At 35.0% G+C, this 16,282-nt stretch carries 12 protein-coding genes; 3 read left to right on the top strand and 9 right to left on the bottom strand.

Translation table 11 applies throughout. From position 1 onward, the window contains the following. Positions 1-29 precede the first annotated feature (29 nt). A complete protein-coding gene (locus GKZ86_RS07935; protein WP_194632498.1) occupies positions 30-917 on the bottom strand; it encodes a helix-turn-helix transcriptional regulator in 888 nt (295 codons plus the stop codon). 282 nt (positions 918-1,199) lie between these two features. Here GKZ86_RS07935 and GKZ86_RS07930 point away from each other — a divergent pair, with 282 nt between their 5' ends. The 3 genes from GKZ86_RS07930 to GKZ86_RS07920 all read left to right on the top strand — a co-directional run bounded on the left by GKZ86_RS07930 (position 1,200) and on the right by GKZ86_RS07920 (position 7,859). Further along, the gene (locus tag GKZ86_RS07930) at positions 1,200-2,681 is read left to right on the top strand and encodes a DUF1254 domain-containing protein (protein WP_154782575.1); all 1,482 of its coding nucleotides are present in this window, start codon (positions 1,200-1,202) and stop codon (positions 2,679-2,681) included. Between the two features lie 19 nt (positions 2,682-2,700). Then, complete coding sequence (locus GKZ86_RS07925) at positions 2,701-5,100, top strand: arylsulfatase (protein WP_154782574.1); 2,400 nt, start codon at positions 2,701-2,703, stop codon at positions 5,098-5,100. Positions 5,101-5,423: 323 nt separating this feature from the next. Beyond that, positions 5,424-7,859 (top strand): sensor histidine kinase, encoded by a 2,436-nt coding sequence (locus GKZ86_RS07920; RefSeq protein WP_154782573.1) that lies wholly within the window; start codon positions 5,424-5,426, stop codon positions 7,857-7,859. Between the two features lie 108 nt (positions 7,860-7,967). Here the strand turns inward: GKZ86_RS07920 and GKZ86_RS07915 are convergent, their stop codons facing one another. The 8 genes from GKZ86_RS07915 to GKZ86_RS07880 form a co-directional block, all read right to left on the bottom strand. Next, on the bottom strand, positions 7,968-8,906 hold the full coding sequence (locus GKZ86_RS07915; protein ID WP_154782572.1) for an alpha/beta fold hydrolase: 939 nt from the start codon (positions 8,904-8,906) through the stop codon (positions 7,968-7,970). Between the two features lie 342 nt (positions 8,907-9,248). Further along, complete coding sequence (locus GKZ86_RS07910) at positions 9,249-10,094, bottom strand: oxidoreductase (protein ID WP_154782571.1); 846 nt, start codon at positions 10,092-10,094, stop codon at positions 9,249-9,251. A gap of 34 nt (positions 10,095-10,128) precedes the next feature. Next, positions 10,129-11,235 carry an alkene reductase gene (locus GKZ86_RS07905; protein WP_154782570.1) on the bottom strand — a complete coding sequence of 369 codons (1,107 nt, stop codon included), beginning with the start codon at positions 11,233-11,235 and terminating at the stop codon, positions 10,129-10,131. 15 nt (positions 11,236-11,250) lie between these two features. After that, a complete protein-coding gene (locus GKZ86_RS07900) occupies positions 11,251-12,207 on the bottom strand; it encodes a polysaccharide deacetylase family protein (RefSeq protein WP_154782569.1) in 957 nt (318 codons plus the stop codon). Positions 12,208-12,214: 7 nt separating this feature from the next. Continuing rightward, positions 12,215-13,000 (bottom strand): alpha/beta hydrolase, encoded by a 786-nt coding sequence (locus tag GKZ86_RS07895; RefSeq protein ID WP_154782568.1) that lies wholly within the window; start codon positions 12,998-13,000, stop codon positions 12,215-12,217. Between the two features lie 34 nt (positions 13,001-13,034). Next, positions 13,035-13,535 (bottom strand): nuclear transport factor 2 family protein, encoded by a 501-nt coding sequence (locus GKZ86_RS07890; RefSeq protein WP_154782567.1) that lies wholly within the window; start codon positions 13,533-13,535, stop codon positions 13,035-13,037. Positions 13,536-13,577: 42 nt separating this feature from the next. Further along, positions 13,578-14,951, bottom strand: a complete 1,374-nt coding sequence (locus tag GKZ86_RS07885) for an alginate export family protein (protein WP_154782566.1) — start codon at positions 14,949-14,951, stop codon at positions 13,578-13,580. A gap of 208 nt (positions 14,952-15,159) precedes the next feature. Further along, a complete protein-coding gene (locus tag GKZ86_RS07880) occupies positions 15,160-16,179 on the bottom strand; it encodes an MBL fold metallo-hydrolase (protein ID WP_154782565.1) in 1,020 nt (339 codons plus the stop codon). Positions 16,180-16,282: the final 103 nt, after the last annotated feature.

The raw sequence follows: 16,282 nt of genomic DNA, 5'->3' as shown, positions 1-16,282 counted from the left end.
TCAGGTTCAGAAATGTTAAAACAGGTGTTTTAGATGTCAATTTTTGCAAATTGCGCGCGATAATCAACAGGCGATATACCCGTATTTTTTTTGAAGAATTTACTAAATTGATATTGATCAGAAAACCCAAGCGAAGCTGCAATTTCTTTTATTAAAGTAGCATCAAACTGAAGCTGGCGTTTAGCACCAATTAATACGCGCCTCTCAATAAGTTCTTTAGGATTTCTATTGTTGTATAAACGGCAAATTTCGGCTAATTTTCTACTGCTGATATTTAGCTCATTTGCATAAAAAGTCACTTCGTGATTATCTGCAAATTTAGTTTCTAAAAGATCAATAAACCGTTGCAATAAAACATAATCATTTCTGTTGGCGAGAGGTGAAGGCATTGCAACATTCTGCTGAAAACTACTGATACGGATTAATAATATTTTTAAATAAGAAGTCATTAATTCTGCTTTCCCAATATAATCCGGACGATGGTATTCTTTTATAATATTATTGAGTAAATCAGTAATGTCTGATGCTGCTTCATCTTCAAGATGCAGATGCACATTAATAAGCAGATGATTAAAAATAGAGGTTTTAAAATTTTGAATACTTTGCAGGGCTTCTTCCCAAAAAGCATCTTTAAAAATAAGCATGTACCCGTTAATGTTACTTACATTTTGATAATAATGTACTTGTCCCTGAGAAAGCATAAAAAGATCATTTCCGGTCATTTCAAAAGAAGCATCATCTATAAAATGCGTGCCTTGTACTTTTGGAAACCATAATATTTCATAAAAATTATGTCGATGCGGAACATCGGTAACAGGATATTTTTCAGGATGATGAACGATATGAAATTGTTCCTGATAAACAACAGCAGGCACAACGTGATCTAACCTTGCAATTTCCTTATCCTTTTTTTTCATGTTTTTAGTATTACCGATCATGTAAAAATAAGACATTCTCTAAAAATCTGCTGTCGTTTTTTTCAAGACTTATACAAAGTGAAATATTTGAGTTTTGAATTTGTATTAGAAGTTGATATTTAAAAAATTTATTTGACAAAGGTTTTGGGTTAATATCTTACAAAACTTTGTTTCATTTTATATAATGCAACGTGTTTCTGTTTCTAATTTTTAATTAAAATATTGAATCATTTTAAATTTGATAGCGTTTTTTTCGAATGTTTAACTCTTTAAATCAATGATATGAAAAAAATATTGTTTTATCTCTGTTTGCTTTCGTTAGCAGCAGGTTGTAAAAAAGAAGCAGAAAATAAAGATGTTGGTGCCAACACTGTCCAGTCTAATTCAGAAGATTATGAATTTGTGGGAGGTTATCCAACGGAAGCTACCATTAAAAAAGCTTATGATGATGCCGATTTAACCCGAGCCATTCAGGCTTATAAATTTTTCTATCCTACCGTTTCCGGAGAAGCTATGTTCAAGGGTAACGAACCTGTGGGTGTAATAGCAAATAAGACTTTTGGAACTTTGGATACTAAACCCGGACAAGTAGGATTTACATTGAATTCAGATACTCCTTACGGGCCAATTCCAATTAATTTATCAAAAGGGCCAGTGATAATAGATATTCCCAAAGGTCCACTTATAGTAGTGGCAATGGATGTTAACCAACGCTGGGTTGCTGATATGGGAATTCCAGGGCCAGATGCGGGTAACGGAGGAAAACATTTGCTTTTGCCTCCTGATTATAAAGAAGCAGTACCTGCATCAGGTTTTCATGTCTGGAAATCATCGGCATATAATCTTATCGTCGGGATACGTTCGCTTCCCGTAGGCGGAGATGTTAAAGCGGCAATGGAGCGTATTAAAACTGTAAAAGTCTATCCGTTAAATAAATCTGTTGACTGGAAAGATCCAACATGGCTTGAACTCAGTAATAAACCTCAAAACACAACGCCTTTAGATTGGGAAAATAATATAAAATATTGGGAAAATCTAAATGATGTTATTCAGCGCGAACCAGCGTATGATGGCTATAGAGATTATTATGGAGAACTGGCAGTACTTGGTATAGAAAAAGGCAAACCCTTTAACCCTGATGCCCGTTTAAAGGCAATTCTTGAAAAAGCAGCCAAAATTGCCAATGCTCAAATGAGAGTGCAATCATTTGCAGATCGCCGTCCGGATCGTGTAGTTTGGAAAGATCGCCAATGGGAGTGGGTTGCACTTAGATTTGAAGACGGAGATTTTAATACGCCAAACTATGTAGATCTTGATGGCCGCGAAACATGGTTTTATCAGGCTATTGGTGCTTCACCATCAATGTTTAGAAGAAAAGAGGGCGGAGGTTCATTATACTGGCTTGGTCTTAAAGATAATACAGGAAAATATGTAGATGGCGGTAAAACCTATAAACTGACAATACCAACGCCGGTTCCTGCCAAATTATTTTGGTCGCTTACTATTTATGATGCCTACACCAGAAGTCAGGTTAATACAGACCAAAATAAGGCAGCGCTTCGATCTTTATTTGAATTGAAAGATAAAATTGGAGGAAAAAGTGTTGATCTTTATTTTGGACCAAAAGCACCACAAGGCAAAGAAGGCCAATGGATTAAAACCATTCCCGGAAGAGGCTGGTTTGCTTATTTCAGAATTTACGGACCCCAAACGGCAGCTTTTAACGGAAGTTGGAAACCAGAGGATTTTCAGGAAGTGAACTAACAATATAACCCAAACAATCATGAAACAAATCTTTAAAATATTAGCACTGTTTTGGTGTATCATGGCAATGGCACAAGATCCGCCTAAAAAACAGGAAGAAAAAACTTTTAGTGGAGATATAAAACTCGATATCCGGGATTCAAAAGGAGATTGGCCTGCATTTCTTGAGACAAAAGCACCAAAGGATGCACCAAATGTGCTTATAATATTATACGATGATACTGGTTTTGCTGCATGGTCGCCTTATGGAGGACGCATTAATATGCCAACAATGGATGAACTTGCAAAAAATGGAATCACTTATACGCAATGGCATACCACATCTGTATGTTCACCTACGCGTTCTACACTTTTAACGGGACGCAACCATCATCAAAACGGATTTGGATCTATATCTGAATCTGCGGTTGGATTTCCGGGTTACAGCGGTCATATTCCAAAAGAAAATGCAACACTTGCTACAGTATTGCGTGAAGCCGGATGGTCGACATTTTGGATAGGAAAAAATCACAACGTTCCTGTAGATGCGCTTGATATGGCTTCATCAAAAGAACGCTGGCCACTTGGTCTTGGTTTTGATCGTTTTTATGGCTTTATTGGAGGAGAAACAAATCAATGGTATCCGGGACTTATAGAAGACAATCACTTTATTGATCAGCCTTATCAGCCAGAAAATGGTTATCATTTAAGTAAAGATCTGGCCGATAAAGCAATTGCTTACATTCAGGATTCGAAACAATCAAAGCCCGAAAAACCCTGGTTTATGTGGTACAATCCCGGAGCAAATCATGCACCGCATCATGCACCAGCAGATTATATCGCTAAATACAAAGGCAAATTTGATGATGGTTATGAAGCCTACAGAGATTGGGTTCTGAAACGTATGATCGACAAAGGAATTCTGCCAAAAGGCACAAAAATGACACCTTTAAATCCTATGCCAAAAGGTAAATTTTCTGAAGGTGATATGGTAAAACCATGGAGCAGCCTTACAGCAGATGAAAAGAAATTATTCAGCCGTATGGCCGAAGTTTATGCGGCTTACTCTGAATTTACAGATGTAGAAGTTGGTCGTGTCATTAAATACCTGAAAGATTCAGGTCAGTTTGATAATACTTTAATTATGTATTGTGCGGATAATGGAGCTTCTGCAGAAGGTTCGCCAAATGGTTCTGTCAATGAAAATAATTTTTTTAATGCCTATCCTGATGATATGAAAGTTAATCTAAGTATGATTGATAAACTTGGCTCACAAGATACCTACAACCATTATCCAACAGGATGGGCAGCTGCCTTTTCTACACCATTCAAGATGTTTAAAAGATATTCAGGATACAGTGGAGGTACAGCTGATCCTATGGTAATTTGCTGGCCAAAAGGAATTAAAGCAAAAGGAGAAATTAGAAACCAATATCATCATTGTACAGATATTGTACCTACTATATTAGAAGCTTGCGGGCTAACAATGCCAGATGTAGTCGACGGTGTTAAACAAGAACCTCTTGCAGGTGTTTCTATGAAATATAGTTTTGACAATACAAATGCTCCAACAACGAAAAAAGTACAGTATTATGAAATGGTAGGAACGAGAGGACTTTGGAAAGATGGCTGGAAAGTGACCGCTGTTCATGGCGCGCTGCCTGTAAATATTGGACATTTTGATAAAGATCAATGGGAGTTGTACAATGTCGATGCAGACCGTTCAGAATCTACAGATCTTGCTGCAAAATATCCTGATAAGGTAAAAGAGCTGACGCAGGTATGGATGGATGAAGCTAAAAAAAATAAGGTATTGCCATTAAATGACGTTTCGGTAAATGAGTTTCACGCCATGGAATATCATAAAGAAATTCCGGCTGATGGCAAATTTATATATTATCCCGGAACAACAGAAATTCCCGAAGCTTCAGCTGCACCAACGCTCGGCCGTTCTTTTAAAATTTTAGCAGAGGTTGATTTTACAAAAGATACAAAAGGTGTTTTAGTTTCTCAGGGATCACGTTTTGGTGGTTACAGCTTATTTGTAAAAGAAGGAAAACTCAATTATGTATATAACTTTTTGGGTCTCGCGCCTGAACAGGTTTTAAGTACATCATTGCCTGCAAGCGGAAAACATGTTGTTGGAGTAGAATTTGTGAAAGAAAAAATGAGCGAAAAAAACGAAGTACTCGGAAAAATGAAACTTTATGTGGATGGAAAAATGGTCGAAGAAAAGCCTTTTAGAACTCAGGCAGGTCATTATGCACTTTCAGGCGAAGGATTATGCGTTGGTCGCGATTCCGGAGATCCCGTTAGTAAACAATACAACGCCAAATTTGATTTTTCTGGTGGTAAAATCGAAAAAGTAGTTTATGATGTAAGTAATGATGCTTACCAAAATGTAGAACAGGAATTTAAAGTAAAAATGGCAAGAGAATAGTTAAAGTTCATTGCTTTAATAATTTAACTTTTATTAGAAAACAGACATTAACTGCGAAACTTAAACGTACAGTTAATGTCTGTTTTTTTAGGATTAAAAAGTTTCTCTTTTGAAGTTTAGATTTGCAAATTATTTTGCAATATGAAAACTTATAGTCTATTGATAATCAAATAATTTTAGTGTATAATTTACAGTTATGCATTATGGTTGACCTTCTGTTTTTTATAGAATATAATTTAACATTTTACTAAGAAAATGGCTGTTTCTTTTTTATATTTGTTTTGCCTAAAAGCCCAAAAACAATTTTATCCACCAATTGATTTATGAAAAACTTCTGTAGTTTCTTTTTAATAATTTTTATTTCCTTTCAATCCTTTTCTCAAACTACTTCTTCGGTAAGTGGTTATGATCTAAAGAAAAAAAGACTGTTAATTCAGTTTTGTACCTCTTTTCTTTACGCAACAAACCAAGGGAAAATTGATGAGGATAGTGCAACTGTTTTTGCCGCAAAAATTTATAAATTACCACATTCACTAAGCTATAACGAAGGGTTTTATAATGTAAATGATACTGTCTTAGTAGGAAGCGAATTTTTAGATAAAGGAAATGTCCTGGGTTTCAATAAAATTTTAGCGAAATCAAAAAATACTGATCGGGTTAAATTATTGCTTCAGCTTGGAAGTTTTTATCTTTTTAAACCGGGAGCAAAACCTGCTGATCTTCAAAATGCTTTATCTAATATAAATGAAGCGCTTAAAATTTGCCATACACTTAAAATACAAAAATGGCAGCATCAAGGTTTAATGTTATTGGGGAAATATTATGCCCAGGCGAATAACTTAAAAGAGAGCAAAAATTGCTTTGCACTGGTTGTAAACGAATGCCGAAAACAAGACGATCAAAAAAGCCTTGCCGATGCATTAGCCAATCAGGCACAATATCTTCCTGTTTTCGATCCTCAAAAAGAAATCATTTTAAACGAAGCTATAAAACTTTACAGAACTTTAGGCTTAGAAGAAAAAGCGATAGAAAACCATTTAAGATTAGTTACGATTCACTATTACTCAGGAAATCTTAAATTGGCCCTTAAAGAATTTTATCAAAGTTTATACGATCAAAGACAAATTGGTTTTAAACATACTCATTTTACTGAAGCCACGATATCCTACATTGAGCTTATGCAGCATAACACAAAAAGTGCTTTGTATTATGCCTTAAAAAGTATAAAAACAATGAATACGCTTCATGACTACAGTTTTGCAGATGATTATTACCTCCGTCTTGGAAACGTTTATCTGGTACTTGGTCATTTTGAAGAAGCCATGAACACGTATAAAAAAAGTATTGCAGAAGGACAAAAAAGGAGCAATAATGGTGGCTGGTACAAAAGTTTTGTGAGCCTTGTGGCTGCTATATCTTCAAAAGGAAAAGATCAGGAAGCTTTAGATTATATTATCTCGATTACGGCTAAATATCCGCCAACAAATCCTTTTGATAAAATGATTCTTTATTACACTAAAGCAGTTTGTTACGATCACTTAAATAATGTTGCTCTTGCAGAACAGAATTTTAAAGAAATGGATCGTATAGCACAGCAATTAATAACACCTCAAACCATAACTGATATTTTAAATTTATATTCTAATATGAGTGCTTTTTATGCCTACAGAAACAAGGTAAAAGAAGCTCAGTTTTATGCCGATAAAGTTTCGTCTTTAGCGAAATTATACAAGCAAAATTACACTTCTGAAAAACTTGAAATTTCGTTATCTAAGATTGATTCTGTTCACGGAGATCATCTTTCGGCATTAAAACACTTTCAGGCTTACAAAAAGCTGAATGATAAAGTAGTAGATTTTTCTAAAAACAAAGAAATCGAAGAACTTAAAATTCAATATGAAACCCAGAATAAAGAGCAGGAAATTAAACTCTTAAACAATCAGTCAAAATTACAGAAAAGTGAATTACATAAATCACAGCTTTTAAATACGGTATCAATTTGGAGTTTGATTTTGCTTTTGGTCATAATCGGTTTGCTTTATAACCGATACCGATTGAAACAGCGAAATAATATCAAACTTGAACTTAAGGAAAAAGAGATTAAGAAGAAAAATTTAAATTTAAAACATCTTCTTAATGAAAAAGAATGGCTTTTAAAAGAAATTCATCATCGGGTAAAAAATAACCTGCAAACCGTAATAAGTCTGCTGAATTCACAATCTGCATATTTGGATAACGATATGGCTTTATCGGCCATTAAAAACAGTCAGCACAGAATTCATTCGATGTCTTTGATTCATCAAAAACTATATAATTCAGAAAATATTTCGACTATTAATATGCCAAATTACATTAAGGAATTGGTTGAATATTTAAAAGAATCTTTTAATCTCGGACAAAGAGTACGATTTGAAATTAAAGTAGATCCGTTAGAATTAGACGTGGCACATGCAGTTCCGTTAGGGCTTATTTTAAACGAAAGCATAACGAATTCCATCAAATATGCATTTCCTGATGATCGTATGGGATTAATTAATGTGACATTAGAAAAAGTAAAAGAAAGCTATTATTTACTAACGATTGCAGATAACGGAATTGGTTTTGATGCTAATTCGACTTCAGAGAGAAAAAACTCTTTTGGAATGAGTCTGATAAAAGGTTTAAGTGATGATTTAGAAGGTAAACTTTCCATAGAAAATCAAAACGGAACCATTATAAAGATTGAATTTTTAGCAGAATTTCTGGTTGATAAAAAATAAATAAATTCCAACATGCAGTAAACCCGACAGATTTTTAAAACCTGTCGGGTTTACTAAATTCAATCCAAAGTTTCGAAAGAATTTATAATTCACAATTAATAATTCAAATTATTTTGTTTCCAAAAAGAAATCTAATAATCCTTTTTGAACTGCCGCTGTATTTTCTTGTACGATCCAGTGTCCTGCGTTTGGAATATTAGTTTCACGAACATCATTCGCAACAATTTTAGTGTGATCTTTTAAAAATGCAGCTGCAAAATATTGTCCGCCCATAGTTAAAACCGGCATATTTAATTTTGTTTTCATAAGCTCAGTATTATCTTTTGCGTCTTGGGCAAAAGCACCAAACCAATGGAAACTTCCTGTTGTTGCACCTTTTACAGAATAAGCGCGAATAAATTCAGCAGTTTCTTCTTTAGTAAATGAATTTTTATCGAAAGCAACCACAGGCCAAAATCCAGTTAAAAATTCTTTTTCTTTTCCTTCTACAATAGCTCCTGAAGATGGCCAGCTAAAAAATCCAAACCACCAAGCAGATGCAGAAACTTGTGACCAAACTGGCTCAACTCCTGGAAGTAAAGCATCCATTAAAGCCAGTTTTTTTACTTCACCGGGATATTGTGCAGCATAAGCATAAGCCACCATTAATCCGATATCGTGTCCGGCTATATTGATGTTTTTGTAACCTAATTTTTTTACCAATTCATGAATATCTGAAGCCATTGTTTTTTTGTCATATCCGCTTTCAGGTTTTCCAGATTCACCAACTCCTCTTAAATCCGGAGCAATAACAGTAAAGTGTTTTGATAGTTCCGGTAAAAGTCTGTTCCACATATACCAGTTTTGACCAAATCCGTGAACTAATACTAAAGGTTCACCTTTTCCGCCTATAACGTAGTGAATGTCAACATTATTTACGTTTACGGTTGCGTGTTTAAAATTTGCAGGAGGATTTGCTGCTTTTACTGATTTATCTTGTGCCTGACTTGTAGCGCCTATTAAAAGTGCTGCTGTAATAGTTGTCAATGTTTTAATTATTGTTTTCATTTTTATGTTGTTGTTAAAGATTTATGGGACAAATTTATAATAACGGAACGATCGTTCCGTTATTATTTGTGTTAATAGTTTGTTAAAACTATTTAATAAAGATTTCAATTATCAATAAGCCTTGATTTTGCTGGCAATTAGGATATTTCTTAAAAAGAAAAATTTAAAATAGTTTTAATTTAGAATAAGAAAATAATTACAAAATGAAATAAAAACAACGGATTTTTAAATCGCAAAATAAATTTAAAAGACAAAAAAAACACCAATCTCAATGCTGTTTTGAAATTGGTGTATAAACTAATAAATACTAATTATCAGTTTTTGATAGAGTAAGCGATGTTGTTATGATTTGAAATCTGTTGAAAAAGTAAGTTCTTTATTCGCTTCGATTTCAGTTTTAAGCGAATCAATTTTATAGTTAGCAAATCCATAAGCATCTGAACCTGTAAGCAAACGAAGCGGAGGTTCAGGATTTTGAGTCACTTTTAGAATTAAATCGGCTACTTTTTCAGGATCACCCAATTGTTTGCCCGGAATATCGTTTTGATGCGCATTTACACCTTCGCGAATAGTTGTGTACGCCTCAATAGGATTTTTTGATGCGATTAATGAAGAACTATTTAAGAAATTAGTACGCACATATCCCGGTTCTATAATCGTTACATTGATTCCGAAAGGTTTAACTTCCTGAGCCAATGCCTCAGAAAGACCTTCAACGGCAAACTTAGTTCCGCAATAAATTCCCCAGCCACCTCCGGCAATCAAACCAAAAACAGACGAAAGATTGATAACATGTCCAAATTTCGCAGCTCGCATGTGTGGCAAAATAGCTCTGGTTACATTTAGTAAACCAAAAACATTTACATCAAAATTGGCACGAACTTCAGCATCAGAGCTTTCTTCGATTCCGCCTATTAAACCGTAGCCGGCATTATTTACCAAATATTCGATTGAACCAAATTTTTCTATAGCTGTAACAACAGCTTGTTTTACACTTTCTTCGTCAATTAAATTAACTTGTAAAGGCAAAAACTGATCAGATGAACTGCCAACCGCAGTTTTAAGCGATTCTGCATTTCGGGCTGTGGCAACAACATTAAAGCCTTTCGCTAATAATTGTTTCACTAAAACAAGACCAATTCCCTGTGAAGTTCCTGTGATAAACCAGGTTTTATTTTCATTTTTCATAATATGTTTATTTAATGGTTTGTTGAATAGATGTTTATTTTATAAAAGGATAATCGGTATAACCTCTTGCCGTACCGCCACCAAATAAAGTATGATTGTCTGAAATTTCATTTAAGCTCAGGTTTTGTTTTACTTTCGCAGGATAATCAGGATTGGTCAAAAATTTTCTGCCAAAGCCTACTAAATCAACCAAATTTTCCTGAAGTAATTTCTCTGCTTCATCAGGCGTTTTATTGCCTGTCGCGATAATGGTATTTTTAAATGTAGCTCTAAGCTTAATTCTAAAATCAATTGGAATTTGTGGCGCGTCATCCCAATCAGCTTCGCAAAGATGAATATAAGCAACATCAAGTTTATTGATTTCTTCTGCAGCCAGCATTATGGTTTGCAAAATCTCAGGATCGTTCATATCCTTAAAACTGATAAAAGGGGAGAGCCTTATTCCTGTTTTTTCTTTTCCGATTGTATTGGCTACCGCTTTTGAAATTTCAATTAGCAAACGAATTCTGTTTTCCTTTGTTCCGCCATATTCATCCGTTCTTTTATTACTGTTGCTTCGTAAAAACTGATCGATCAGATAACCGTTTGCACCGTGAATTTCAACACCATCAAAACCGGCTTCAATGGCATTTTTAGCAGCCTGAACGAATTCTTGAATTACAATATCAATATCAGTTTTGTTCATTTCTTTGGGTTCTTCAACCGGAACAAAAGTGGCGTCTCCGTTTGCAGCGCCATCAAAAATATAAACACTGGTATTTTGAGCTATTAATGCAGAAGGCGCGATAGGTTGCAATCCGTTTACTTTTGAACTGCTTACTCGGCCAACATGCCACAATTGCAAAAATATTTTACTTCCGTTTTTATGTACCGCATTTGTTATTAATTTCCAGCCTTCGATTTGTTGCTTACTGTAAATTCCGGGAGTATTCGCATAGCCTTTTCCCTGTAAAGAAATTTGAGTGGCTTCTGTAATAATAATACCGGCTGTGCTTCGTTGCGCATAATACTCAGCCATTAATGCATTTGGAATATCGCCTGGCTGTGAAGCTCTTGAACGCGTCATTGGAGCCATTAAAAAACGGTTTTCTAATTGATTTCCGCTTAACTCATACTGTTCAAATAATTTTTGATACTTCATATTAATGTCATTTTATTATTCGCGTATAATGCTCTTATCCTGATACGCCATTTGAGCAATCTCATCTTTTCGCTTGAAACTAACTCCTTTATGTTTTTGGATATAACTTAGGATTTCTGTAGTTGCCGCAACCATTTGTGGCGTCCCACCAATACGATCATGAAAACTGATGGACATTTGCCTACGTTTTTTTTCAGATTCCTTATAAAGCTGGTCAAATTCTAATATAACCTGACGTGCAAACTGATCTGCGCTAAAATTTTTGCCTTCTATTAAAACAATATCGTTACAGCGAATGGTGTATGGAACGACGGCAAAATCATTGCTTTTTACTTTTATTAAAAACGGCTCGTCGCGGCTTAAATCATCAATATGATATTTAAAACCAAGTTCCTGTAAAATTTCAAGTGTATTTGGACCTCGTCTTAACCAATTTGCATTATAGCCTACAGGCTCAAAACCGGTTATTTTTTTAATTGCATCGGCACCATCTTTAATGAACTTTTTTTCTGTTTCGTATGGCATAGAATATTCAGTTGCCCAATCCATACCGTGAGCGGCAGCTTCATGGCCTCTTTGTACAATTTCCTTGGCAAGTTCCGGATTTTTTAAAACCGCCGATCCAACCATGTGAGAGGTAACTTTGATGCCAAACTTATCCCAATTATCCAGCATTCTTGGAATTCCTTCTTTGTATCCATATTGATACCAGGTTTCGCCCGGAAGATCAACGAATCCTTTTTGCATATTTTGCGGAAAAGGACTCTCAGCATTTACAGGCTGACCGCCGGCTTCAAACTGCATTGATACAGATACAACCAAACGAGATCCGTCAGCCCATTTGGAAGCAGAATCTTCATTATTTACTAATGCGTTTGTTTGTAAATCGTTTGCAAGCAATACGTTTGTTGGAAGAAAACCAGCAAGCCCGACAAGGCTTGCTTGTTTAAGAAATGTTCTTCTGTCTTTCATCGTCAGACTATTTTAAAGCCCCTTTTGCAGCTGCTTCGATTACATCTGCGACTGCGGCTGGTTGTGATATAAAAACAAGATGACTTCCTTTTACTTCTGTTATCTTGGCATTGGCACGTTTAGCCATAAAACGCTGTCCATCTGGTGGGATTGTTTGATCTTGAGAAGCTACGACATACCAGCTTGGTTTTGTTTTCCACGCAGCGTTTGTTATACTTGTCCCGAATACAGAGGCAGCAACAGGAACTTGTGAATCAAACAGGAAATTAGCTTTTTCAGCACTTAAATCTGCACAAAAACCGGAATGGAATTTTGCTTTATCATACCATAAAAACCCACTTTGTGGAGGCAAAATACCTGAATTTGGCGCTGGCGGACCAGATTGTGCCAGTTGCCCCAATGTTTCGCCTGCATCTGGAACAAAAGCCGTAACATATACCAATCCTGCCACGTTTTTATCTAAACCGCTTTCGGTTATAATTGCTCCGCCATACGAATGTCCTACCAAAATTGCCGGGCCATCCTGACGGTCTAAAACTCTTTTTACGGCTTCTACATCTTCTGCAAGTCCTGTATTTGGATTTCCAACAACGCTTACTTTATAGCCTCGTTTTACTAGAATTTTGTAAACGCCTTCCCAACCAGATCCATCGGCGAAAGCGCCATGAACTAGTACAATGTTGGTTACTTTTTTTTGTGCAAATGTTCCGTTAACGGATGTAATTGTAATCAATAATAAAAAAGCAATTATATTGATTCCAAAAAATCTTCTTTTTTTTAAATTGTTTTTCATGATTTTAGTTTTTAGTGGTTTATTGATTTTAATTTTATTGAAGTGCTTTTTCAATAATTAAGGTTTCTTCATACAATGAAAATTTGCTGATTAAATTGTTTTCAACCGTGATGTGAATCGCCAAAGGCATTTTAAAATGTTTACCTGTTTTTTTAACGGTTCTCTCGATAGTTCCAAAAACAGCAACTTGATTTCCTTGAAGCATAAAGGATTGTACATCAAGTTTTTCACTTCCATCAATAAAATAACTGAAAAGGATTTTGAATAATTCCGAAACTTCTTCTCGTTTAGAACGATGTCCTGTCCATGGCATATATTTAGATTCAAAAATGTACCAATCGACATTTTCTGAAACCATCGAAGCTATTTTCTCCGGATTTTTGGCTCCAATATATTCAAAGAACTTTTCTGCAGTTTGCTTTGTTTTAATTTCTTCATCAGAATATACTTGTGCCTGCATTGAAAAACCAATAAATAACAATAATGCTATTAATTTTATCGTTTTTAGATTTGATGTAAAGACCGTTTGTTTCATAATTATCTTTTTAAATTAATTGATGTAAACTCAATTTTGAAGTTAAAAATGAATTTGCATCGTAATTCCGGTGAAGAAAATATCTTTTCCGGTTCCAGAAGCTTTTATATAATCTCCGGCTTGAAACCAGGTTGCTTCAAGTCTAAAATACAGATATTGATTTGGTTCCCAGACAATTTCACTTTCTAACTGATTTCCAATTTTCTTTTTGGTTGTGGTATCTCCCGGATAAATCAAAGAAGTATTTGGCGCATAAATACCATCGTTGGCGCTGTATCTCCAAAACATATCATAATCAATTACCCAATCGACATTTTTGGCAATTTCAAAATTTAATGACGGATGAAAATCGATCAAATTTGAAGGCCCAATTACGGAAGCCAATCCAAAATAAGCACCTCTCGGAAAAAGCGGATTAAAGGTTTGTAAACTGTTATCGCCTATTTTTTTATCTCCACTTATGACTTCGGCTTTAAAACCAATTTCGGGACGAAACTTTACGCTATTAAAGCGATATCCGGCATTTATAGAAGCTGTCCAGGCACTAATATTTTTGTCACCAACATCACCAAATTGATAAACGGCTTCTCCGTCGTAACGCCAGTTTTCTGTTTTTCCCCAGATTCGCGTTCCCACAGATTGTCGGTTTTCTTTTCCTGTTGCGTCATTAAACGCGGCTTTGGCTCTTTCATAGCCTAAATAATAAACATCGATATTTTTAATAACCGGTATTTTATTAAAGACCAGATAACTTCCCCAAAATTGTCTGTCCTGATTCGATGCATCGTCAAAAATGCCATCGTGCGCTACAACGTAATGACTATAAAACAAATCAGTTGTAAAATTCTGTTTGGCAATAATTGCCTTTATTCCGTCAAACGATTGTCTGTTATTTGGACCTTCGCGAACGGCAACCAAACGTTGAGATCCGTAAGTGAGTTCCTGCCTTCCCAATCTTAAAATAAGCTTTTTACTGCCTTCATTTACGATATTAAAATCAGCAAAAGCCTGATGTACTTCAAGCGGATTTTGTTCCACCGGATTCGGATCAATTCTCCCGTCTGCCATACTGCTTTGTACCTGAACAAAAGTTCTGAAGTACTTTCCAGCATGAAAATCGGCATGAACCAAATAGCGTCCTAAAACGTAACCATCATTATCCTGCGGTCCGTCGCCCCAATTTTCATTTTTAGCATAGAAGTACTGAAATCGTATATCGCCCCCAAAACTGATATACGTTTCTTTTGAAGAAGAAATTGGCAGGAATTTCACTGTTTTGTACCAATCATTGCTCACGGTATCATTTTTTAGAACACTATAATTTTCATCAAATCGCAGTGATTTAAAATCAGGATATCGTTGTGCAAAACCAGAAAATGAAATCAATAAAACCACTAATAGGATTTTGTTTTTCATAATTCAATTTTAATTTTTATCAACTTGCAGGATGTAATTGGTTTTACACCACAGATTTATAGTTACGTAGTTTTTTGCCACAGATTTAAATGATTAATTTTTTTAATCTGTGGCAAAATGTATAGATGTTTCAAAACCTATGTTTCTATGTGTTAAAAAAATCCCTACGTAATTCTATTTTTTTTAATTTTTAATTCTCAATTTTTAATTATTTAACCCCATTTTGCTTAATATCTTTATAAGCATTTGGAACATTGAAATTGAAATGAAGCCAATTAAAAAGTTCATAACCTTTGTCGAATTCCTTCATGGTTACAGCCGCTTTGGTTTCTTCTAAAGTGAGTCCTTTTTTAACTGCATTTTCAACATTGGTCTGCAAAGCCGTCACATAATCTATAGTATATTTAATTCCTGCTTTATTGGTAATTCGGCCGTGACCGGGAACTACAATATCTTTATCAGAAATCATATTATAAATTTTGTTCAGATTTTGAACCGGTTCTAAAAAGTATCCGTCAAACAACCACGGAATTGTTGGACTTTCTGCAATAAAAGGGTTTCCTGCCCACAATACATTTCCTGTAGACGATTTCAAATACACAAAAAGATCGGCCGGAGATTGTGCTGTTCCTACATTTATTACTTCTACAATATTGCCTTTTCCCATATCAATTTTCATGGTTTGGTTTATGGCAATCGTAATGTCAGCAGGACGATAAACACTTTCTTCAATTCCTCTTCCTTTGCCAAAAAGCATTATCATAAACTGTTTGATATTGTCGTAATTTTTAGCAAGATTGTCTCTGCAGAATTCGTTCTGAATAACGATTGTTTCTTTTGAAAGTAAATAATTTCCAAAACAATGATCGCCATGATCGCTTGTGTTTATGGCATAAATAATAGGTTTTGGCGTTACGGATCGAATTAGTTTATAAAGCTGATCGTAAAGTCCTTTGCTTAGCATAGTTTCAATTAATAAAACACCTTTATCGCCTACAATAAATCCTGCCGAAGTTGCCTGAGCTATTCCTTTTGTAGTTTCTGTTTCGGTTGTACTTGGCGAAACGGCATAGACATTTTCTGAAATTTTATGCAGTTTTAAAGTCACTTTGTTGGCGTCCCAAATTGGCACATGGTCAGGCATTGGAAACTGTGCATAAGCAGCTGTATTTGCCAGCAAACACAAAGAAAATAATACAACTCCTGAAATTATTTTTTGAATTTTCATGATCTAAATTTTATAGATTTTGTCTGATTGAATTCGTTGGGTGTAATTGGTTTAAACACATAGCTGTGTAAAATATGGTGTTTCTTTTTTGCCACGAATTGCA

The sequence above is a fragment of the Flavobacterium sp. LC2016-13 genome, assembly GCF_009707955.1.
Classification (GTDB): domain Bacteria; phylum Bacteroidota; class Bacteroidia; order Flavobacteriales; family Flavobacteriaceae; genus Flavobacterium.
This window is presented reverse-complemented; position numbering and strand designations above follow the sequence as displayed.